This window comes from Streptomyces sp. V1I1, assembly GCF_030817355.1.
GTDB lineage: Bacteria > Actinomycetota > Actinomycetes > Streptomycetales > Streptomycetaceae > Streptomyces.
On record NZ_JAUSZH010000001.1, the window covers coordinates 5,339,284 to 5,358,212 of the forward strand.

Here is an 18,929-nt window from a genome sequence, read left to right on the forward strand (position 1 = left end):
CTACTCGGGCCGGGGCCCGCTTCAACTGGCGCTTCCAGGTAGCGCGGTCGGGGTGCAGCCCGTGCTCGTAGTGGGCCAGGCAGGCATGCTCCAGCGCCCACTCGAAGCCTTCACGGGTGATCTCGACGGCGAGGACGGTTTCCTGGGCTTCCTTGGCGCCCCACCCGCAGCGATACATCATCCAGAGGAATGACGGCTTGATCCACGTCAAGTCGTGTTCATAGTCCTTTTTGAAGTGGGACACATAGGGTCGACGGCCACGTTACGGCGTGTCGTGTCGGCTGACGACTGACTCTGCGGCGGCCATCGCGAGGAACCATGGGTACGCGTCCGGTCGGCCTTGCCCCGGCTCGTTCGGAACGAACCCTCCCTTCCCATAGAGCACGTGGACGCCCATGGCGCGGAGGGTCGCGATGCTCTGGTTGAACTGGGTGTGCTGCACGTATGCGGCGTTGACGCAGGGCATGGTGATCACGGGGATGCCCTTGCCGGTGCCTTCGGCCACGAACCCGACCACGAACTTCTCTGTGATGCCCAGAGCCCATTGATTGATCGTGTTGAACGTCGCAGGGGCCAGTACGGCAACATCCGCCGGCGGCCACACGTCGGGGTCCTTGGGCAGCTTGTATCGGCTGCGCACCGGGTGTCCGGTCAGCTCCTCCAGGGCGGGCAATTGATCGTCCAGCCAGCGGGCGGCGGTGGGTGTCAGCCCCAGGCAGACATCCCACCCCGCCGTCTGGGCTTTCTCGATGACCCCGGCGACATTGAGCACCGGAGGGGCCGCGCTGCCCAGCAAGTACAGGACTCGGTTCGCAGTCATGGCCGCAGTTCATCTTGAATATTCGGGCTTGCGCAACCGCAGTTAGCTGAGGCCTTGGGGACGGTTCGCCGTTCCCCCTACTGGTGGGACGGGTAGCGTTTCCCGTGAGCGCGCCACGGAATGGAGCCCCTTCAATGCCTCTCACCGAAGGTGAGCACACAGGCACCCGGATCGCGTACCACCGCAAGCGAGCCGGGCTGACCCAGCGCGGGCTGGCTCAGAAGATCCCGTACTCGTACAGCCTGCTCACTCAGGTGGAGAGCGGCCACAAGCCTGCTAGTCCTGACCTGGTCGCCACGGTCGCCAAGGTGCTGTGTGTTGACGTCACGTCACTGACCGGTCAGCCGTACGTGACCGAACTTCAGCAAGATCGGCTGGCAGAACTGGTCCGGCCCATCAGGGAAGCACTGGATCTCTACGACCTGGGGCCAGATCCCGCGATCACACCCCGCCCCACGCCTCAGCTCGTGGCGGCGGCCGAGAACCTGTGCCGCCTGGTGCGGGCGACGAAGCTCCATGACGCTGCGCTCGAACTGCCTGATGTCATAGGGGAGATCACCACTGCCGCCTACCGTGCGCCGTCTTCGGAGCTCTGGGCGGCGCTGTCCAGTACGTATCGCACTGCTCACGACGTGACGGTGAAACTCGGCTACTACGACTTGTCCACCGTGGCACTCGATCGCATGGACTGGGCCGCTACGCGTGCCTCTGATCCCCTGCTGGCAGCGGTCCGCCAGTACATGCGGGCGCTCGTGTACTTCCGGGAAGGCGAGTACACCATCGGTCAGCGCCTCATCGTGGCTGGCCAAAACACTCTGGGGCAGGCCCAGTCATCTCGGGAACGCTTCGCCGTGGCGGGTCAGCTCCACCTCGGGGCATCGATCATCGCTGCTCGTGCTCATGACCACAGTGAAGTCACGGCACACCTGGCGGAGGCACGCGCCTTTGCCTCCCGTGTAGGCGAAGCAGCAGATGTGCTGTGGTTGTCGTTCGGTCCGACCAATGTGAGGGTTCACGCAGTGTCGGCCCATATCGAGATGGGCGAATTCGGTGAAGCACTGCGCCAAGCCGAAGAGGTGCGCATACCGAATGACTGGGCGGTGTCCCGGGCTTCCCACTTCCACGTGGACCGGGCTCGTGTCCAGATGGAGGCCGGCCGCACCGAGGCTGCGCTGAAGTCCCTCATCACGGCGCGGCGGTTGGCTCCACAGCAGACCCGATACCACGCGGGAGCTCGGGAGACCATCCGCGGTCTGGTGCATCTGGCCCGACGCACTCCCGACACCCTTGATCACCTGGCCGCCTGGGTGGGGCTGTAGGACTCTCACACCTGGCCCCCGACTTTCACTGAAGTGTGAAAGTCGGGGGCTTCTTGTGTCGCCAGCATGGTTGAACAGCCGGTTTACCGATCACCGGAACCGAGGTGGGCGACATGCAGGCGAAAGAGCAGCCGTTGGTACATCGCTGGACTCGCCATCCTGCAAGCGTTGGCAGAGCGCGGCCGAGTTAAAGAAGGCGCTTGCCAATTGGTGCCTAGACGCGGTCGAGGACGCGGCACTGGTGGTGCTGTCTGAGCTAGTGACCAATGCGGTTCGGCATGCGCATGTTTCGCCGGGGCGCGAGATCGAGACGCGGTATCTGCGTGAGGCAGAAGGCGTCCGCATCGAGGTTCACGACGCGGCTGACGAACGTCCCGCAGCTCGCTTGCCCGGAGAGTCCGGCGGCTGGGGCCTTGGCCTCGTCGACGAGCTAGCCGACCGGTGGGGTGTCGACGACCGGGATGGGGTCGGCAAGTCGGTATGGGCCGTGGTGACTGCTACCGACGGAGATGAGGCGCGATGGCTCGGGTGATGGCGCTGCGGGTGCGGCGTGGGGACTGGGTGAGCGCACACGGACGGTGGCGGGAGGTCAAGGCGGTCCGCTCCGAGCGGTACGCCTCGGGCGGTCCACAGGTGGTCCTGGTTTTCAAGGTGGGTCCCGCGCTGCGAGTGAATGCGGCCGATGCGCTGACGGTGGATCGCCGTGGCCGGACTCTGCGAATCAAGCCGAGAGGAAGGCGTACGTGATGGCGGCACGGACGGTGTTGCGTTTCGTGGACTGGGTGTTGCAGCCCGATGCTTCTGGAAGTGGCCCGATCTTCGAGGCCGAGTGCACGACGTGCCAGGAGTCGTCAGAAGCGGCCGACGGCAAAGAGCAGCCAGAGGTGTGGTGCCTGCGGCATGCGGGCCGTTCCGGGCACACCGGCTTCCGGGCCGTAATGACCACGTTCTTCCGGGCAACGCGAGCCGAGAGCAATGGTGCCGACTCATGAAACACCGATTATTCGCGTTCGGGATCGTTGTTCACGAGGCTCAGGAGTACGCCACAGAGGCCATGGAGGACAGCGAGCCCGACCGGGATACGTGCGCCAGGTGCGGACAGCCCATTGAGACGGCCTCCGGGAACAGAGAACGCTGGCTTCAGTTGTCCCGGTCTCGGCCCCCGACCGTATCGGGTGTGGCATCCACCGATCCGCGCGGGGTGAGCGACCCCACATTCATGGAGGATTTGCTGCTGCCAGGGTCTGAAGTGAAGTTGTTACGGTGGCCCGGGTGTGTCAAGTAACCAGCGGAGCAGCGGCGTTGACGACCGCAGACTGGGGGATGCGATGAGTGGCGCAGGCGGACAGCCACGACTTCGGGCGCAGGACGACCGGCTGACGGACCTGGCCAATGACCTCGACGGTATGCAGGGCTACCTGGACAAGCAGGTAAGACGCATGGACGCGATCGTCGACCGGATCGAGGCGGGATGGCAGGGGCCGGCCGCCCGTGCCTACCGGGACCTCCACCGGGGCGCGGCCGAGGACGCCGTACGTATCCGCATGATCATCCAAGCTGTTGAACAGGCAGTGCGATTGAGCCGGGACGGGTTCTCGGAGCAGGACCTGGACATCATGGCGCAGCTACGGAAGATCCAGGTCGAGACGGATGTGAAGCGCGAAGCGGACGCGCTGTCGACGCCGAACACAGAGGTACCCGCCGCGCCGCGCAGCACCCTCTCCGACCTCTGAGGGCCCATACGCCAACTGACGACTTCTGAACGGGGGAAGCATGGTGGACGACGACCACATAACCGTCGACTTCGCGACGCTGCAGGACCTTTCCGGAGATCTCGAGGACATTCTCAAGCGCCTCAACGAGCAGCTGGACCTGCTCTACCGGCGCGCCGAGAAGGTGGTCCTGACCTGGGAGGGCGAAGCCCGCGAGGTGTTCATCGACAAGCTGGACGAGTGGGACCGGTCCGCGGCGGATCTGCAGGCCACGCAGGCCTGGCTGCACGACGTGGTGGTCAACGGCGAGATCAATTACGCGGCGGCGCACCAAGCGGTGCTCCGGGGCTGGGGTGCCGCCTGATGGCCGATCTGCCCTCCGACAAGCAGCGCAAGCAGGAGCGCGACCAGGCGAAGACCGCCCCGCCCAATCAGGGCGTCGGGCGCTTCGACGTACAGCCGAAGCACCTCTACTTGACGTCACTTGTCGTTCGCGACGAGCAATTCGCGTACGACAAAAGCGCGAAGAAGTTCATCGAGCGCGTGAACAAGTACAGCCAGTCCGCGGGCACGGGCTGGGGTCCGGACTCCTTCGCCGACCGGTACGGCATCGTCGCCGGGAAGTTCGTGAAGCTCTGGGCGAAGAGCGTGGTGTCCGTGGGCGGGGTGTCGGTGGGTTTCACGCAGACCGCGAACAACTACGCGCAGGCGGACTGGGCGGCGAACAAGGGCAAGGGCAGTCCGCCCGAGGAGAAGCAGCCTCCGGCGGTGATCGACAGCGATCCCACGTACGGCCCGCCCAATGACCTCACTTGGCGAGGGGAGGGCGAGTACCACGATTCCTGGGCGATCTCGGGAATCCTGGGCGAGGTCCCGGACTTCCTCATGTTTATCATGAAACCCGTGGTCGACGAAGGGCTGAGACTCGGCCGCGTCCACGAGATCACGCCGGGCGTCAAGGAAGACGAGTTCCGCGACATCGCCGGGGCCTGGCGGGATGTCTCAAAGGACGTGAAGAAGGCGGCCGACGGCTTCACGGACGCGATCTCCTACATCACCGATCCCACGGGGAATGGTGAGTGGCAGTCCGCGATGAGGGCCTTCTGCCAGACGATCTGGGGAACCACGGCCTGGGGGAAGGTACGTGACCAGCGGGCGGAGGTGACCGCCAAGAAGGGCGCCCGAAGCTGGAAGACCCTCGGGAAGGTCGACCCCGCTACGAGACGCCCGATCATCGAGGTCCTCGACAAGAGCGCGAACACGATTCAGAAGCTGTTCGACGACCTGGCCGACCTGGGCGAGAAGACCACCGAGACGACCACGCGCCTTGCCAAGGAGGCCGCGGACAAGACGGTGAAGGACCTCACGTCTGGTCTCGACCCCATCGAGCTCACCAGACTCGCGGTCGGGCTCGTGGTCGCGGAGGTCGTCCTGACCTTCCGGTCCCATATGGACAAGGCGGCCATGGACGCGGCGGTCGGGGCCTATCTCGAGGCGTTCGGCGATGCCGCGGGCAAGCTGGCCATGCTTGAGTTCGAGCTCGACGAGGCGCTGCAGAGCGTGCCCACGTTCCAGGCGGAGCGGGCCCGGGCGCAGGGGTTCGGTGCGCGCTCCCTGAATGAGTTCAAGAAGGAGCACCGCTGGCAGCTGCCGGAGAGCCAGTTTCCCTACATGTACTCGATGGACCTCGCCGCGGCGGAAGGGGTGGGCAATGGCCATACCCTTGACAAGCATGTGGGGAAGACCGACGAGCAACTGCTCCAGCGGATGAGGGACGAGAGCAAGGCGGATGGGACGCCCAAGATCCCGGGCGCATCTACGTACACCGACATGGAATCCGCTCAGCGGTACACCCAGTACGCTCTACGTGACAACACGGACGAAATCAACAAGTGGCTCAATGAGAATCCGCCGAAGCCGTTCGCGGAATTCAATACGGCGTCCGTTCCTCTCCAGGGTCCCCTGGCCGGCGACGCGGTGACCGGGCGCGGCACGGCTCTGGTCGACGGACAGCTCACAGAGGTGCGCGACACCAAGGGGGTCTCGCTGCGTCTCATGCACGACCCGAGCCTCGATCCGCCGTTCGTCGTCTTCAGCTCGATGCCCAAGTGAGGGAGACCCGGATGGACAGCGAGACCGAGCCCGATCGGCAGGACGGCCCGCAGCTGCCCCTGGATGCCGCGACCTGGGCGGCGGCTGTGGAGATGTACCGCAACCGGTACTCCTTCGTCGCGGTCGGCCCGCGCGCCCACGAGGACTGGCTGCCCGATGTGGCCGCGGTGATGCACCGCGAGGTGGCCGATCCCCGTGGCTGGAGCGGCAGGGATCCCGAGCAGGGAGACGAGGAGCTGGAGGAGGACCCCGCCTTCCCGTTCCGGGTTCCGCCGACGGATGAGACCGGGGCCGCGGAATGGCGCAGCCGGCTGTTCGAGATCCCGCGTTCCGCCGTCGTACGGCTGCTCGTCATGCTGGCGACGGACGCCATGGACGTGTCGCGGCAGTACGGCTTCGCCGAACGCAGGCCGAGCATGGAGGAACGCGCGCAGGCGATCCTGTCGCGCTTCCCGGAGGGCTCGCAGTTCTTCACGAACACCCGCCACGGCGACCACCCCGACTTCTACGAACGGGTCACCGGCTGCTGGCCTATGACCCAGTACTCCTGGGACTTCGGCCTTCTCGCGGTGTCCCGTGAGGAAGTCGGCCTCATCTGGTCGTTCGACGCAAGCTGAAGTGGAAGACATGACTGTACGCACCAGATCCGCCACCTACCCCGACCGCGAAACCGCCCACTGGGCCACCCAGCAGGTGGTGACCGGCAACGAGCAGAAGATCCACCGCTGGCTCGCCCAGGGCACCCGCGCCCGCCTCGCCATCGAGGCCGCCTGGCCCTCCCGTGAGGCGCCCGTCGGCCGCGTACTGCTGCAGGCGATGATGCTCGCCGGGCGCGAGCCCGTCGATGTACGCGCGGCACGTGTCGTCCTCAAGCGTGAGCCGAACAGCCCGCACGGCTTCGTCGTGCTCACCACCGTCCCGATCTACCTGTAGAGGTCCAACGCCGTGTCCATGAAGCCGCTCGAATTCGACCGCCGCTACGGCGAGTTGGACCAGGTCATCAGCGCGTACACCGGCATGGCGGCCGACGACGAGCCGGACAAGCCGAGCGAAGCCCTCCAGGCCTACCTCCGCCACATCTGGCACACCCGCCCCTGGGCCCTGGCCACGGCCGAACAGCAGATCCGCGAGTACGCCCGCAACCCACCGGGCCGGCTGCGCCTGAGCCTCGGTGAGTTCTACCCCGTGCCGGACGTCGGCCTGCCTGAATCGGCAATTCAGGACTGGCTGTTCGTGATCGCGGATCACCTGAAGCGGTCGATCGAGGAGGGCGAGGTCCCGCCCCCGGCCGGCCCTCGCACCCACTGGGAGTGGCACGCCCGCTTCCCCGAGCTCGGCCAGTTCCTCGGCGGCTGGTTCTCGCAGGACATGCCGGACGAGTTCCCGGACCACGACGCGGCCGTACGCGACTACACCGCCACCACGGACCCGCAGCTGGTTGCCCGCCTCACGGGCGAGCTCCACGAACTGCTCGCCCTCGCCCTCGAAGAGTCCGAATACGCCCTCGCGGTGGCGCAGCTGGGCATGGAGGTCGACCCGCCCCAGCCGTACTCCCCGAGCGGCTGGCTGGCCCACCTCGCGGACTGTCTGGGCGGATTCAAGGCGTACTACGGACCCGGACCGGCCGCGGGCTGACCGCATGCCCGTCTTCACTCACTTCGCCCTGGCCACCGGCCCCCTCCACCACCTCGCCTGCTGCGCGGCCGAGGCCCGGCGGTCCGCGGGGGCGGTGGATCCGCTGGAGTGGCAGGAGCTGCGGTAGCGGCGGCTCGCGCACGGCGTGGACTCCTGGCGGGAGGGCCAGGTGGTGAACACGATCAAGGAAGTCATGCGGTCACCAGCAGAGTCCTCAGAGACCGCGTTCTCGGACGAAATGCCCGAAGAAATGCTGCGCAGACGGTCGCAGTCGTCTTCGAAGGCTTCTACCGGCAGATGTTCATGCCCGCATGGATGGCTCGTCTGCCAGTGCCGGGGGGTGGGCGCGGACGGTTTCGAACCGCCGACATCTGCTCTGTAAGCCTGGCGCCGCCCGCGGACGGGTCTGGGCTGGTCAACTGTGGAGCAACGGCGCTCGTCCTGTCTGCGGCTGTCTGCACCTGGGCACGCCTCGATTGACCGTGGTTGACCGCTCGATCTGGCACGAATCTGGCACGAGCGCCGTCGCCGACCTGCCTTGCAAGTTCGACAGCTGACCCTCTGCCTCACGCACCGGCCTGTGTCTGTCGTGCTCGGCCGCTCACGGATACGGTTATGCGCCGTCGTTGAAGTCAGCCGTGGATGTCAGTACCGGAATGCGGCCAGTGTTCCAGTGGGGTCCGCACACTTTCACCGGACGTGCCGGCCTGGGCACCACCACAGCATGCGGCAGGCTCGCGTGCCATCGCCCGTCGGCCTTTAGGTGTTGCAGCGCTTTACCCGACCCACCGGGCCCGGCAAACCCGTGTTTCTGCCCCTGGTGCGCTGTGCAGCCATCTGGAGGGCGGTGCGGGCGAGACCCACCCCCATCGCTCCGAGGCCATGAGCCACCTCGGGGTGATCGACCTCATGAGCCGCAGAATCAACCCTGAACTGGCGCGACGCCTGAGCCGGAACCACACGCCGTCCGGTTCACAGTTGATTGATCCATCCCACGAACAGCACGGCTCCTGCTACGGCCAACAGGATGGCGAGTGGCCTGCTCCACCAGTGGGACCTCGCTCCGGTGGACGATTCCTGATCGTAGGAGCCGAGTGCGACAAGGCCACGCAGTAGCCATACGGCAGCCACGAGAATCGGCACTGCCAGCGCCGCGTGTGCTGCCCAGGCACCCGCCAGGGTAGGACCGCCCCAGGAGTTCTGGTAGTCGTGCGCATCCAAGAACGGGTAGAGAGCGCCATTTACGGCGGCCTGTGTGCTGATCAGGATGATGAACCAGGCGACGAGCCCCAGCCCCATCCCGAGGAGCGCCGCCGGTGCGTCGGCGAAGCGCCCCCTCGGTACTGTGCGCATGAACAGGGCAGCCGACACCGGCAGCAACGTGATCCCCCGCCGGACCCACGACTGGCCGGGCCTGCCCAAGGTCTTCGAAACGAACGAACGGGCGGAACGGCGATGTGACTGTTGCCTGATCTCCATGCATCCACGATCACAGTCGTTGCACGCCGGATCGATCCTGCCTGCACGAGCGTCCGCGGTGGGGTTTATCCCCGGTCCGTGTTCACCTCGGAGAGCGAGCCGTCCGTGCGCCGGTACGGACGGGACGGGACCGTCCTCGGCCGGCTGCCCGTGCCCGGCGCTCTCAAGGTCGCTCCGGCCGGGCGGGCCACCCGGAACCTCACCTTCGAGGGGCTGACCCTGCAGCCCGGCGGCAGGACCCTCGTCGCCGCCATGGAGAGTCCGATCGCCGGAGACGGTACGGGGATCGTACGGATGCAGACCTGGCGGCGAGCCATCCCCCAACATGACTTCCGGCTCTCCGCGCAGTACGCGTATCGAGCCGATGCCAAGCTCGGGATCAGCGAGACCACCGCCACCGGCGACGGACGGCTGCTCGTGCTCGAGCGCGGGTTCACCGCGGGGGTCGGCAACACCGTCCGGCTCTACCTCGCCGACCTGCGGCATGCCTCCGACGTCAGCGATGTCGAGTACGTCACAGGGCAGGAAGGCGTCCGGCTCGTACGCAAGACACTGCTCGCCGACCTCGTCGACTGCCCCTCCCTCGGCGCGCCCGCCAAGCAGCCCCAGCCCAATCCCCTCCTCGACAACATCGAGGCCCTTGCCGTCACTGCGCACGGCCCCGGCGGCCGGCTCCGGCTCCTGCTCGCCGGCGACGACAACCAGAACGCCGCCCAGATCACCCGGCTGTACCGGCTGACGGTCCGGCTCCCGTACAACCACTGACGCCGTACAACTTTTCGGCCACTCGTGAGTCATGTGGAGCGGGTGCGCTGAAAAAGCGCACCCCCTTCAGCAAAAGGGGACGGAAAGCCTCCATGACTCACCACCGAATAACGGGCCGCATATCCCGGCGCGCCCGTGCTGCCGCCGCGGCCCTCGCCGCGGGTGTGCTCGTGCCGCTGGCCGCGGGCGCGACGCCCGCGGCCGCCGCGACGCCGACGGTCAGCTGCACCTCCGGCAAGTCGGGACTCGCCGCCAAGCTGACCCAGGACATCACCGCCTCGCTCGCGGGCCGCGCCTCCACCACCGCCGTCGCCGTGCGCGACAACACCACCAACACCACCTGCGGGCTGCGGATCGGCGACCGTTACGACTCCGCCAGCGTCGTCAAGGTCACCGTCCTTACGACGCTCCTGTGGGACGCGCAGAAGACCGGTCGTCAGCTGACCGACCGCGAGAAGCAGCTTGCCTCCGACATGATCACCAAGTCGGACAACGCCGCCACCAGCGCGCTGTGGAAGCAACTCGGCGTCACCAAGATCCAGGGCTTCCTCAGCGCCGCCAAGATGTCCCGGACCATCCCCGGCTCGGGCGGCTACTGGGGCCTCACCCAGATCAGCGCCGGCGACCAGATGCTGCTGCTGAATCTGCTGGCCCTGAAGAACACCGTCCTTACCGACGCCTCGCGCGGCTACACCCTCGGCCTGATGTACAAGGTCGTGCCCTCGCAGCGCTGGGGCGTCTCGGCCGGCGCCCCGAGCACCGCCCGCATCCAGCTCAAGAACGGCTGGCTCTCGCGAGCCACGCACGGCTGGCGCGTACACAGCGTGGGCGCCTTCACCAGCGGCGGTCACAGCTACACGATCTCCGTGCTGACGCACGACAACAGCTCCATGCAGTACGGCGTCGACACCATCCAGAGAGTCGCCCGCGCGGTCCACAAGGACCTGGCCCCCGCGGCCACCGCGACGGCCGAGGTCTTCGCGCCGCCCGCCGTCCCGCAGGAGGCCCTGCCGGGCACCCCGGAGACGGCCCCGAGGGATGCGGTCCCCGCCACCCGCTGAACCACCGAATTGTTGCGGCGGGATGAAATCCGCTGCTCGCCGCGTTGGTGCCTTCCGGTAGACCAGATCAAAACGGGAGGCACCACGTGGCGTCGGCAGAGCAGTCGGCAGATCAGGGGTGGGCGCGGCGGCTGATCGGATACGCCTGGCGGTACCGGCGCAACGTCGTACTCGCGCTCGGCTCCTCGCTGGTCGGCATGGCCGTCATGGCGCTCGTCCCCCTGATCATCAAGGTCGTCATCGACGACGTCATCGGCGACCGGACGAACTCCCTCGCCCTCTGGACCGGCCTGCTGATCGCCGCCGCCCTCGTCGTCTACGTCCTCACCTACATCCGCCGCTACTACGGCGGCCGCCTCGCGCTCGACGTCCAGCACGACCTCCGTACCGAGATGTACGGGACGATCACCCGCCTCGACGGACGCCGCCAGGACGAACTGTCCACCGGACAGGTCGTCGGCCGCGCCACCAGCGACCTTCAGCTCATCCAGGGCCTGCTCTTCATGCTCCCGATGACCATCGGGAACATCCTGCTCTTCCTCATCTCCCTGGTGATCATGGCGTGGCTGTCGCTCCCGCTCACCCTGATCGCGATCGCCGTCGCCCCCGCCCTCTGGTTCATCGCCAAGCGCAGCCGCACCCGGCTGCACCCCGCCACCTGGTACGCGCAGAGCCAGGCCGCCGCCGTCGCGGGCGTCGTCGACGGCGCCGTCTCCGGCGTACGCGTCGTCAAGGGCTTCGGGCAGGAGGACCAGGAGACCGGCAAGCTGCGCGAGGTCAGCCGGAAGCTCTTCGCGGGGCGGCTGCGCACCATCAAGCTCAATGCGAAGTACACCCCCGCCCTCCAGGCCGTCCCCGCGCTCGGACAGGTCGCGATGCTGGCGCTCGGCGGCTGGCTCGCCACCCGCGGCCAGATCACGCTGGGCACGTTCGTCGCCTTCTCCAGCTATCTCGCGCAGCTCGTCGGCCCGGTCCGGATGCTCGCCGTGGTGCTGACCGTCGGACAGCAGGCGCGGGCCGGCGTGGAGCGCGTACTGGAGCTGATCGACACCGAGCCGACCATGAAGGACGGCACGAAGGAGCTCCCGGCAAACGCCCCCGCCACCGTCGAGTTCGACGATGTGACCTTCGGCTACGACGAGGAGCGCCCCGTCCTCGACGGCTTCTCGCTGGAGATCAGGCCCGGCGAGACCGTCGCCGTCGTCGGCTCCTCCGGCAGCGGCAAGTCCACCGTCTCGCTGCTGCTGCCCCGCTTCTACGACGTGACGCACGGCGCGGTCCTGGTCGGCGGTCACGATGTGCGCGAGCTGACCCTCGACTCACTGCGCGCGGCCATCGGTCTCGTGCCGGAGGACAGCTTCCTCTTCTCCGACACGGTGCGCGCGAACATCGCGTACGGAAAGCCGGACGCCACTCAGGAAGAGATCGAGACCGCGGCGCGCGCCGCGCAGGCCGACCGCTTCATCGCCGAGCTGCCCGCCGGCTACGACACCAGGGTCGGCGAGCACGGCCTCACCCTCTCCGGCGGCCAGCGCCAGCGCATCGCGCTCGCCCGCGCGATCCTCACCGACCCCCGGCTGCTCCTCCTCGACGACGCCACATCGGCCGTCGACGCACGCGTCGAGCACGAGATCCACGAGGCGCTCAGATCGGTCATGGCCGGGCGTACGACCCTGCTGATCGCCCACCGCCGCTCCACCCTCGGCCTCGCCGACCGCATCGCCGTGCTGGACGGCGGACGGCTCGCCGACATCGGCACGCACGAGGAGCTGACGCGCCGCTCGGCCCTCTACCGGCGGCTGCTGACCGACCCGGACGAGCTCGGCGGCGTCTCGCCGGGGCACACACCGCTGCCGGCCGCGGAACCGGAAGAGGACCACTCCGTACGGGACGAGCTGGACGCCGAGTTCGACGCCGAGCGCGGCATCACGCCCCGGCTGTGGGAGCGCGAGGAGAACGCCGAGGAGTCTGCCGCCCCCGGCGCGACCCCCGAACTGCTTGCCCAGGTCGAGGCGCTGCCCCCGGCCGACGGCACCCCCGCCATCGACGAGGCCCGCGCCGTGCGCCCCGAGCACGAGTACGGGCTGCGCCGGCTGCTGCGCGGCTTCGGCCTGCCGTTGCTGGTCAGCCTGCTGCTGGTGGCCGTCGACGCCGGTATGGGCCTGCTGCTTCCCATACTGATCAGGCACGGCATCGACAAGGGCGTCACCCAGATGGCGCTCGGCGCGGTGTGGGCGGCCTCCGCGCTCGCGCTGGTGAGCGTGATCGTGCAGTGGGCCGCTCAGATCGGCGAGACCCGGATGACGGGCCGCACCGGCGAACGGATCCTCTACTCCCTGCGCCTGAAGATCTTCGCGCAGCTCCAGCGACTCGGACTCGACTACTACGAGCGCGAGTTGACCGGCCGGATCATGACGCGGATGACGACGGACGTGGACGCCCTGTCCACGTTCCTGCAGACCGGACTGGTCACCGCGTTCGTCTCGGTGGTCACCTTCTTCGGCATCATGGTCGCCCTGCTCGTCATCGACGTACAGCTGGCGCTGGTGGTCTTCGCGACCCTGCCGGTACTGATCTTCGGCACGTACTTCTTCCGCAAGCAGAGCGTGCAGGCGTACGAACTGGCCCGTGAGCGCATCAGCGTCGTCAACGGCGACCTCCAGGAGTCCGTGTCCGGGCTGCGGATCGTCCAGGCGTTCCGGCGCGAGCGCGACGGCGCGGACCGGTTCGCCGCCCGCAGCGACAGCTACCGCCAGGCGCGGGTCCGCGGCCAGTGGCTGATCTCGGTCTACTTCCCCTTCGTCCAGCTGCTGTCCTCGGTGGCCGCGGCGGCCGTGATGATCGTCGGCGCCGGCCGGATCGAGGCGGGCACCCTGACCGCCGGCGCGCTCGTCGCGTATCTGCTGTACATCGATCTGTTCTTCGCGCCCGTGCAGCAGCTGTCCCAGGTCTTCGACGGCTACCAGCAGGCGACGGTGTCGCTCAGGCGCATCCAGGAACTGCTCCAGGAGCCGACGTCGACCGCCGCCGCGAAGGAGCCCCTCGATGTGCTGTCGCTGCGCGGCGAGATCGCCTTCGAGGACGTGGACTTCGCCTACGGCGACGAGGAAGACGCCCTCACCGGCATCGATCTGCGCATCCCTTCCGGTCAGACGGTCGCCTTCGTCGGCGAGACCGGTGCGGGTAAGTCGACGCTGGTCAAGCTGGTCGCGCGGTTCTACGACCCGACGAGCGGCCGGGTCACCGCCGACGGCGCCGATCTGCGCGAGCTGGATCTGACGGCGTACCGGCACCGGCTCGGCGTCGTCCCGCAGGAGGCGTACCTCTTCGCGGGCACGGTCCGGGACGCCATCGCGTACGGCCGCCCCGGCGCGAGCGACGCCGAGGTGGAGGCCGCAGCCCGCGCCGTCGGCGCGCACGACATGATCGCGACCCTCGACGGCGGCTACCTCCATGAGGTCTCCGAGCGAGGCCGCAACCTCTCGGCGGGCCAGCGCCAGTTGATCGCCCTGGCCCGCGCCGAGCTTGTCGACCCGGACATCCTGCTGCTCGACGAGGCGACCGCGGCCCTCGACCTGGCCACCGAGGCCCAGGTCAACCAGGCCACGGACCGCCTCACCGGCCGCCGCACCACGCTGGTCGTCGCCCACCGCCTGACGACGGCGGCACGCGCGGACAGGGTGATCGTGATGGACGGCGGCCGGGTCGCTGAGGACGGCACCCACGAGGAACTGCTGGCGCTGGGTGGCACGTACGCGACGCTGTGGCGGACCTTCATAGGGGAGGACGAGCCCGCCACCGTGTGAGGGGTCCCGATATTGGCGGACCTTCATAAAAGGAGGACGAGGCGGCGCCGGTGTGACCCGGCCCGCCTGCCTCAACCTCACGGAAGGCGCCTTACACACCGGACAGTTGGCCGACTGCCGCGACACGCCTTCCGCGCCCGCCAGGCGGAGCCGAATGCCTGATAAACCAGGATCAATCTGACGGCGGCTCTGAATCCGGTGAAGGGCAGGCACGTGAACACCCCCAAGATCGATGACGCTTCGGCGCCGCCAACCATGTCCTCCGCCGTGGGGTGGCGACAGCGCTCCCACGGCCTCGCCACCCCCCGCCCGGCCCCCGTCCCTCCCTCCTCCGAACCCGTCCGCTCTCGCGCCGGCGCCGTCGCGCGAGCAGTCGTACAGTCCGCGGTGCTGCTGCTGACCGTGCTTCTGCTTCTGCTGATCCAGTGACTGCCGTGGAACGGCGACCTCGGCCCCCACGCCGCGACGATCGAGCGGCTGCGCGCCGATCTGCTCCACCCGGGCAGCCCGCAGGTCGATGCCGACACCGACAGCCCGTACTGCTCACCGTGGACCGTGCTGCTCGCCCTGGTGGCCAAGGCGACCGGAGCGAACGCCTTCACGGTGCTGCGGATCGCGGCCCTGATCACGCTCCCTCTGCTGCTCACCGGTATCCGGCACTTCACCCGGACGCTCAGCACACGCCGGCTCGCGCCGGCGCTGGCCGTGCTCTGCCTGCTGCTGCTCTGGGGCCCGCCGCTGCTCGCGTGGAGCGGTTTCCTGGAGCTCGGCTCGCTCGCGCTCGTCATCTCGTACCCGAGCACCTTTGTCGTCGCGCTCTCCTTCCACTTCTGGGCACTGCTCACCAAGGCCCTGCGCACGGCGGCGTCTTGGAAGGCCTTCCTCGGGCTCGGCCTGATGTGGGCTGTGATCATGCTCAGCCACCAGTTCTCGGGGGTCGTCGCGACCTTGGGGGCTCTGGCCGTGCTGCTCTCCGCACGGCCGTGGCCGGCCAAGGAGACCTGGCTGCGGCTGGGATGGGGCATCGTGCTCGGCGTCGCGGTGATCGCCGTGTGGCCGTACTACTCGTTCTTCTCGCTGTTCGCCTTCGACGGGCTGGAGGAGATCCATCAGTCGCTGTACAGCGATATGCCGGCACGCTTCGGTCTCGCCCTCATCGGGGTCGTCGCTCTGCTGTTCCGGTGGCGGCGGGACAAGCGCGACCCGCTGGTGATCCTCTTCGCGCTGGGCACGCTGTTGGTCGCGGCCGGCGGTCTCACCGGCCACTGGTCGTGGGGCAGGGCGCTGCCCGCGGCGATCATCCCCGCGCAGTTGGCCATCGCCCTCGCGATCGCGGAAGCCGGGAGCAGGTTCGCCCGCAATGCCCTCGCGGCGGTCACGGGCGCCGCGCTGCTGTTCGGGGCATGGACCCAGTCCACCGCCCTCGGTTATGTCTTCATCGGTGACGCACTGCCCCAGGCCGTACGGGAGAAGTCCTGGCCGTCCTGGCAGGGCCGCGAGTGGGTGGCTCGCGCGGTGAAGCGCGGCGACACCGTCATGACGACGTACCGCACCAGTCTGGTGCTTCCGGCGTACGGCATCTACACCGTCGCCCCTGGCTTCGACGACATCTTCCTGCCGGACCAGAAGGAGCGGCACGCCGCCGTTGAGCGCTTCTTCGCGCACGACACGTCACGCAAGGACCAGATCGACATCCTGCACCGCTACAACGCGAAGTGGCTCCTGCGGTGGGACGTCGAGGGCGGTCCGCCCTCGAAGGACCCGGCGCTGCGCCTGGTCGACATCGGGCCCGACGGCCAGATGCTGTACAAGGTGGTGGGCTGACCGGGCGCTGACCCAGCGCCCTGTGATGGCGCCGGCCGGCCCGGCGGCTTGGAGTACGACGGCCAAGGCTCGTTGCGGGTCGGCGGTGTACATGCCGCTCGCCCAGGCCGCATTGGCTTCGATCACGGACCAGCGTTCATCGGCTGTCCCTGCATCCACGACGATGGCGGATGGCGGATGGCGGATGGCGAGCGGCGTCGCGCAGAACCTGTGCGGAAGCGGTGAGCCGAGGTGGCAGAACGAGAGTCCCGAGCACTGATCTTGGCGCACGATGAACAGCTCGCCCCCCTGATGTCGAACCTGTGAGGAGCCCTCCACCGTGTGACGGATTCGTGAGCGTCGCAACCGTTCAGCTCCCGCCTGCGTCGTACGCATGTACGGAGCTGTGACAAGGGGGCGCAAGAGTGTTCGGTGGGGCGGGGAACAAGCGACTGGGGCGGCGGCTAGGGCGGCGGCTGCTCGCGCAGGGCCTCGCCGTGCTCATGGCCGTGGCCGCCCTCACCCTGGCAGGCCCGGGCACACAGCGCGCCGACGCTGTCGTCTCCGTCTGCAGCGGGCGGCCGCTGAAGACCCTCAAGTTCGCCACCGGCGAGCTGCGCGTCTACAAGAAGCGGCAGTACGCCTGCGCCGTCACCGTCTCCAACACGCCCGGCACCCGGCGCGCCATGTCCGTCTCCCTCCAGGCGCGCGGCGGCCACCCGGCCGGGGACAGAGGGACCTTCACCCGTCACGCCGGCCCCGTCACCGTCCACGCCCTCAACCGTTGCGTACGGGCCACCGGCGCCGTCTCCGGGGTCGCGCGCTCGACCGGCTGGATCCTCTGCTGACAGGGCTCCGAGCCCACTTGACGGAGACCCACGCCAACTGGGGCTGGCGGGCCGGGCATTGCCCCCGCTAGGTTCACCGCGACCGCTGGTGAATCAAGGGGAGGGTGAATGCGCAAGGCGCTCAGATGGCTGTTGTCGCTCGTGGTGCTCATTGGCACCGTGAGCGCGGCCGGCGCGACGGCCGGTGCGGCTACCGCCGCGGAGCCGACGACCGGCACGGACATCAAGGACCGGATCCTCGCGATACCGGGCATGAGTCTCATCGAGGAGAAGCCGTACCCGGGTTACCGCTTCTTCGTCCTCAACTACACGCAGCCGGTCGACCACCGGCACCCGGACAAGGGCTCCTTCAAGCAGCGGATCACCCTGCTGCACAAGGACACCAACCGTCCCACCGTCTTCTTCACCTCCGGCTACAACGTGAGCACCACGCCGCGCCGCAGTGAGCCGACGGCGATCATCGACGGCAACCAGGTCTCCCTGGAGTATCGGTTCTTCACCCCGTCCCGGCCCGATCCCGCCAACTGGTCCAAGCTGGACATCTGGCAGGCCGCCAGCGATCAGCACCGCGTTTTCACGGCGCTGAAGAAGATCTACGCCAAGAAGTGGCTCTCCACCGGCGGCTCCAAGGGCGGCATGACCGCCACCTACTTCGAGCGCTTCTACCCCCGGGACATGGACGGCGTCGTCGCGTATGTCGCCCCCAACGACGTGGTGAACAAGGAGGACTCGGCGTACGACCGGTTCCTCGAGAAGGTCGGCACCAAGGAGTGCCGGGACAAGCTCAACGCGGTCCAGCGCGAGGCTCTCGTGCGCCGCGCGCCGCTGGAGGCCAAGTACCAGGAGGCCGCGACCACCGAGGGCTACACCTTCAAGACCATCGGCAGCCTCGACAAGGCGTACGAGGCCGTGGTCCTCGACTACACCTGGGCGTTCTGGCAGTACAGCCTGCTCGCCGACTGCGAGTCGATCCCGGCCGCCGCGACCGCCACCGACCAGGAGATCTACGACTCCATCGACGCGATCTCCGGCTTCTCCTTCTACACGGACCAGGGCCTGGGCACGTACACGCCGTACTACTACCAGGCGGGCACCGAGCTGGGCTCACCCGACATCAGGCAGCCGCATCTGGACGGGCTGAGCCGGTACGGGTACCAGCCGCCGCGGAACTTCGTGCCGCGTGACATCCCCATGCGCTTCAAGCCGTGGGTGATGAACGACGTCGACAAGTGGGTCCGGCACAACGCCCACCAGATGATGTTCGTCTACGGCGAGAACGACCCGTGGGGCGCCGAGCCGTTCCGGGTCGGCAAGGGCAGTCGTGACAGCTATGTGTACGTCGCGCCCGGCGGAAACCACTCGTCCAACGTCGCCGGCCTGGTGCCGGACCAGAAGGCGAAGGCCACCGCCGCGATCCTGAAGTGGGCGGGCGTCGCCCCGGCCGCCGTCCAGCAGGACGCCGAGAAGGCGAAGCCGCTGACGAAGTACGACGCGAAGCTCGACAAGCGGGACATCGAGCGGGAGCCGGCCCTGCGGCCGTAACCCATCGCAAGGTAGTGAGTGGGCTGT

At 68.1% G+C, this 18,929-nt stretch carries 17 protein-coding genes and 3 pseudogenes; 16 read left to right on the forward strand and 4 right to left on the reverse strand.

Annotation, left to right across the window (positions count from 1 at the left end; translation table 11 throughout):
• Window position 1: 1 nt before the first annotated feature.
• Together QFZ67_RS25250 and QFZ67_RS25255 are read right to left on the reverse strand one after the other, a co-directional pair.
• Window positions 2-244: pseudogene (locus tag QFZ67_RS25250) on the reverse strand (DUF4291 family protein); the annotation flags it as partial.
• A gap of 18 nt (window positions 245-262) precedes the next feature.
• Window positions 263-820 (reverse strand): flavoprotein, encoded by a 558-nt coding sequence (locus tag QFZ67_RS25255; protein ID WP_307663360.1) that lies wholly within the window; start codon window positions 818-820, stop codon window positions 263-265.
• Window positions 821-954: 134 nt separating this feature from the next.
• On the opposite strand from QFZ67_RS25255, the gene QFZ67_RS25260 reads away from it, so the two are divergent.
• The 9 genes from QFZ67_RS25260 to QFZ67_RS25300 all read left to right on the forward strand — a co-directional run bounded on the left by QFZ67_RS25260 (window position 955) and on the right by QFZ67_RS25300 (window position 7,725).
• Window positions 955-2,139: a helix-turn-helix transcriptional regulator gene (locus QFZ67_RS25260; protein ID WP_307663361.1), complete on the forward strand. Its 1,185-nt coding sequence runs from the start codon at window positions 955-957 to the stop codon at window positions 2,137-2,139.
• A 241-nt stretch (window positions 2,140-2,380) separates the two neighbouring features.
• Window positions 2,381-2,671: an ATP-binding protein gene (locus tag QFZ67_RS25265; RefSeq protein ID WP_307663362.1), complete on the forward strand. Its 291-nt coding sequence runs from the start codon at window positions 2,381-2,383 to the stop codon at window positions 2,669-2,671.
• Window positions 2,672-3,467: 796 nt separating this feature from the next.
• The gene (locus QFZ67_RS25270; protein ID WP_307663363.1) at window positions 3,468-3,872 is read left to right on the forward strand and encodes a WXG100 family type VII secretion target; all 405 of its coding nucleotides are present in this window, start codon (window positions 3,468-3,470) and stop codon (window positions 3,870-3,872) included.
• Window positions 3,873-3,912: 40 nt separating this feature from the next.
• On the forward strand, window positions 3,913-4,215 hold the full coding sequence (locus QFZ67_RS25275) for a WXG100 family type VII secretion target (protein ID WP_307663364.1): 303 nt from the start codon (window positions 3,913-3,915) through the stop codon (window positions 4,213-4,215).
• Window positions 4,215-5,963, forward strand: coding sequence for an RNase A-like domain-containing protein (locus tag QFZ67_RS25280; RefSeq protein WP_307663365.1), 1,749 nt, complete (start codon window positions 4,215-4,217; stop codon window positions 5,961-5,963). Before QFZ67_RS25275 ends, QFZ67_RS25280 begins: the two co-directional genes overlap by 1 nt.
• 11 nt (window positions 5,964-5,974) lie before the next feature.
• Entirely contained in the window at window positions 5,975-6,580 is a 606-nt protein-coding gene (locus QFZ67_RS25285) for a hypothetical protein (protein WP_307663366.1), read from the forward strand.
• Window positions 6,581-6,590: 10 nt separating this feature from the next.
• Window positions 6,591-6,896 (forward strand): RNase A-like domain-containing protein, encoded by a 306-nt coding sequence (locus QFZ67_RS25290; protein WP_100111247.1) that lies wholly within the window; start codon window positions 6,591-6,593, stop codon window positions 6,894-6,896.
• Between the two features lie 12 nt (window positions 6,897-6,908).
• Window positions 6,909-7,598 carry a contact-dependent growth inhibition system immunity protein gene (locus QFZ67_RS25295; protein ID WP_307663367.1) on the forward strand — a complete coding sequence of 230 codons (690 nt, stop codon included), beginning with the start codon at window positions 6,909-6,911 and terminating at the stop codon, window positions 7,596-7,598.
• A gap of 4 nt (window positions 7,599-7,602) precedes the next feature.
• Window positions 7,603-7,725 carry a hypothetical protein gene (locus tag QFZ67_RS25300; RefSeq protein ID WP_307663368.1) on the forward strand — a complete coding sequence of 41 codons (123 nt, stop codon included), beginning with the start codon at window positions 7,603-7,605 and terminating at the stop codon, window positions 7,723-7,725.
• Between the two features lie 845 nt (window positions 7,726-8,570).
• Here the strand turns inward: QFZ67_RS25300 and QFZ67_RS25305 are convergent.
• Window positions 8,571-9,077: a hypothetical protein gene (locus QFZ67_RS25305; RefSeq protein ID WP_307663369.1), complete on the reverse strand. Its 507-nt coding sequence runs from the start codon at window positions 9,075-9,077 to the stop codon at window positions 8,571-8,573.
• Between the two features lie 78 nt (window positions 9,078-9,155).
• Here QFZ67_RS25305 and QFZ67_RS25310 point away from each other — a divergent pair.
• From QFZ67_RS25310 to QFZ67_RS25330, 5 genes and pseudogenes are all read left to right on the forward strand, one after another.
• Window positions 9,156-9,842 (forward strand): annotated as a pseudogene (locus QFZ67_RS25310) (esterase-like activity of phytase family protein); the annotation flags it as partial.
• A gap of 92 nt (window positions 9,843-9,934) precedes the next feature.
• Window positions 9,935-10,903, forward strand: coding sequence for a serine hydrolase (locus tag QFZ67_RS25315; protein ID WP_307663370.1), 969 nt, complete (start codon window positions 9,935-9,937; stop codon window positions 10,901-10,903).
• 86 nt (window positions 10,904-10,989) lie between these two features.
• Window positions 10,990-14,709: an ABC transporter ATP-binding protein gene (locus tag QFZ67_RS25320; protein WP_307663371.1), complete on the forward strand. Its 3,720-nt coding sequence runs from the start codon at window positions 10,990-10,992 to the stop codon at window positions 14,707-14,709.
• A 213-nt stretch (window positions 14,710-14,922) separates the two neighbouring features.
• Window positions 14,923-15,138: a hypothetical protein gene (locus QFZ67_RS25325; RefSeq protein WP_307663372.1), complete on the forward strand. Its 216-nt coding sequence runs from the start codon at window positions 14,923-14,925 to the stop codon at window positions 15,136-15,138.
• Window positions 15,139-15,264: 126 nt separating this feature from the next.
• Window positions 15,265-16,533, forward strand: coding sequence for a hypothetical protein (locus tag QFZ67_RS25330; protein ID WP_307663373.1), 1,269 nt, complete (start codon window positions 15,265-15,267; stop codon window positions 16,531-16,533).
• A gap of 72 nt (window positions 16,534-16,605) precedes the next feature.
• Here the strand turns inward: QFZ67_RS25330 and QFZ67_RS25335 are convergent.
• Window positions 16,606-16,908: pseudogene (locus QFZ67_RS25335) on the reverse strand (ATP-grasp domain-containing protein); the annotation flags it as partial.
• 107 nt (window positions 16,909-17,015) lie between these two features.
• Here QFZ67_RS25335 and QFZ67_RS25340 point away from each other — a divergent pair.
• Window positions 17,016-17,360 carry a hypothetical protein gene (locus QFZ67_RS25340; protein ID WP_307665955.1) on the forward strand — a complete coding sequence of 115 codons (345 nt, stop codon included), beginning with the start codon at window positions 17,016-17,018 and terminating at the stop codon, window positions 17,358-17,360.
• Window positions 17,361-17,468: 108 nt separating this feature from the next.
• Window positions 17,469-18,902 (forward strand): S28 family serine protease, encoded by a 1,434-nt coding sequence (locus tag QFZ67_RS25345; RefSeq protein WP_307663374.1) that lies wholly within the window; start codon window positions 17,469-17,471, stop codon window positions 18,900-18,902.
• Window positions 18,903-18,929: the final 27 nt, after the last annotated feature.

Excerpts from the sequence above, each read along its gene's own strand:
- QFZ67_RS25340 (WP_307665955.1), top strand. The coding sequence starts at position 17,016 with ATGGCCGTGGCCGCCCTCACCCTGGCAGGCCCGGGCACACAGCGCGCC.
- QFZ67_RS25285 (WP_307663366.1), top strand. The coding sequence starts at position 5,975 with ATGGACAGCGAGACCGAGCCCGATCGGCAGGACGGCCCGCAGCTGCCC.
- QFZ67_RS25270 (WP_307663363.1), top strand. The coding sequence starts at position 3,468 with ATGAGTGGCGCAGGCGGACAGCCACGACTTCGGGCGCAGGACGACCGG.
- QFZ67_RS25275 (WP_307663364.1), top strand. The coding sequence starts at position 3,913 with ATGGTGGACGACGACCACATAACCGTCGACTTCGCGACGCTGCAGGAC.
- QFZ67_RS25315 (WP_307663370.1), top strand. The coding sequence starts at position 9,935 with ATGACTCACCACCGAATAACGGGCCGCATATCCCGGCGCGCCCGTGCT.
- QFZ67_RS25260 (WP_307663361.1), top strand. The coding sequence starts at position 955 with ATGCCTCTCACCGAAGGTGAGCACACAGGCACCCGGATCGCGTACCAC.
- QFZ67_RS25290 (WP_100111247.1), top strand. The coding sequence starts at position 6,591 with ATGACTGTACGCACCAGATCCGCCACCTACCCCGACCGCGAAACCGCC.
- QFZ67_RS25300 (WP_307663368.1), top strand. The coding sequence starts at position 7,603 with ATGCCCGTCTTCACTCACTTCGCCCTGGCCACCGGCCCCCTCCACCAC.
- QFZ67_RS25345 (WP_307663374.1), top strand. The coding sequence starts at position 17,469 with ATGCGCAAGGCGCTCAGATGGCTGTTGTCGCTCGTGGTGCTCATTGGC.
- QFZ67_RS25255 (WP_307663360.1), bottom strand. The coding sequence starts at position 820 with ATGACTGCGAACCGAGTCCTGTACTTGCTGGGCAGCGCGGCCCCTCCG.
- QFZ67_RS25280 (WP_307663365.1), top strand. The coding sequence starts at position 4,215 with ATGGCCGATCTGCCCTCCGACAAGCAGCGCAAGCAGGAGCGCGACCAG.
- QFZ67_RS25305 (WP_307663369.1), bottom strand. The coding sequence starts at position 9,077 with ATGGAGATCAGGCAACAGTCACATCGCCGTTCCGCCCGTTCGTTCGTT.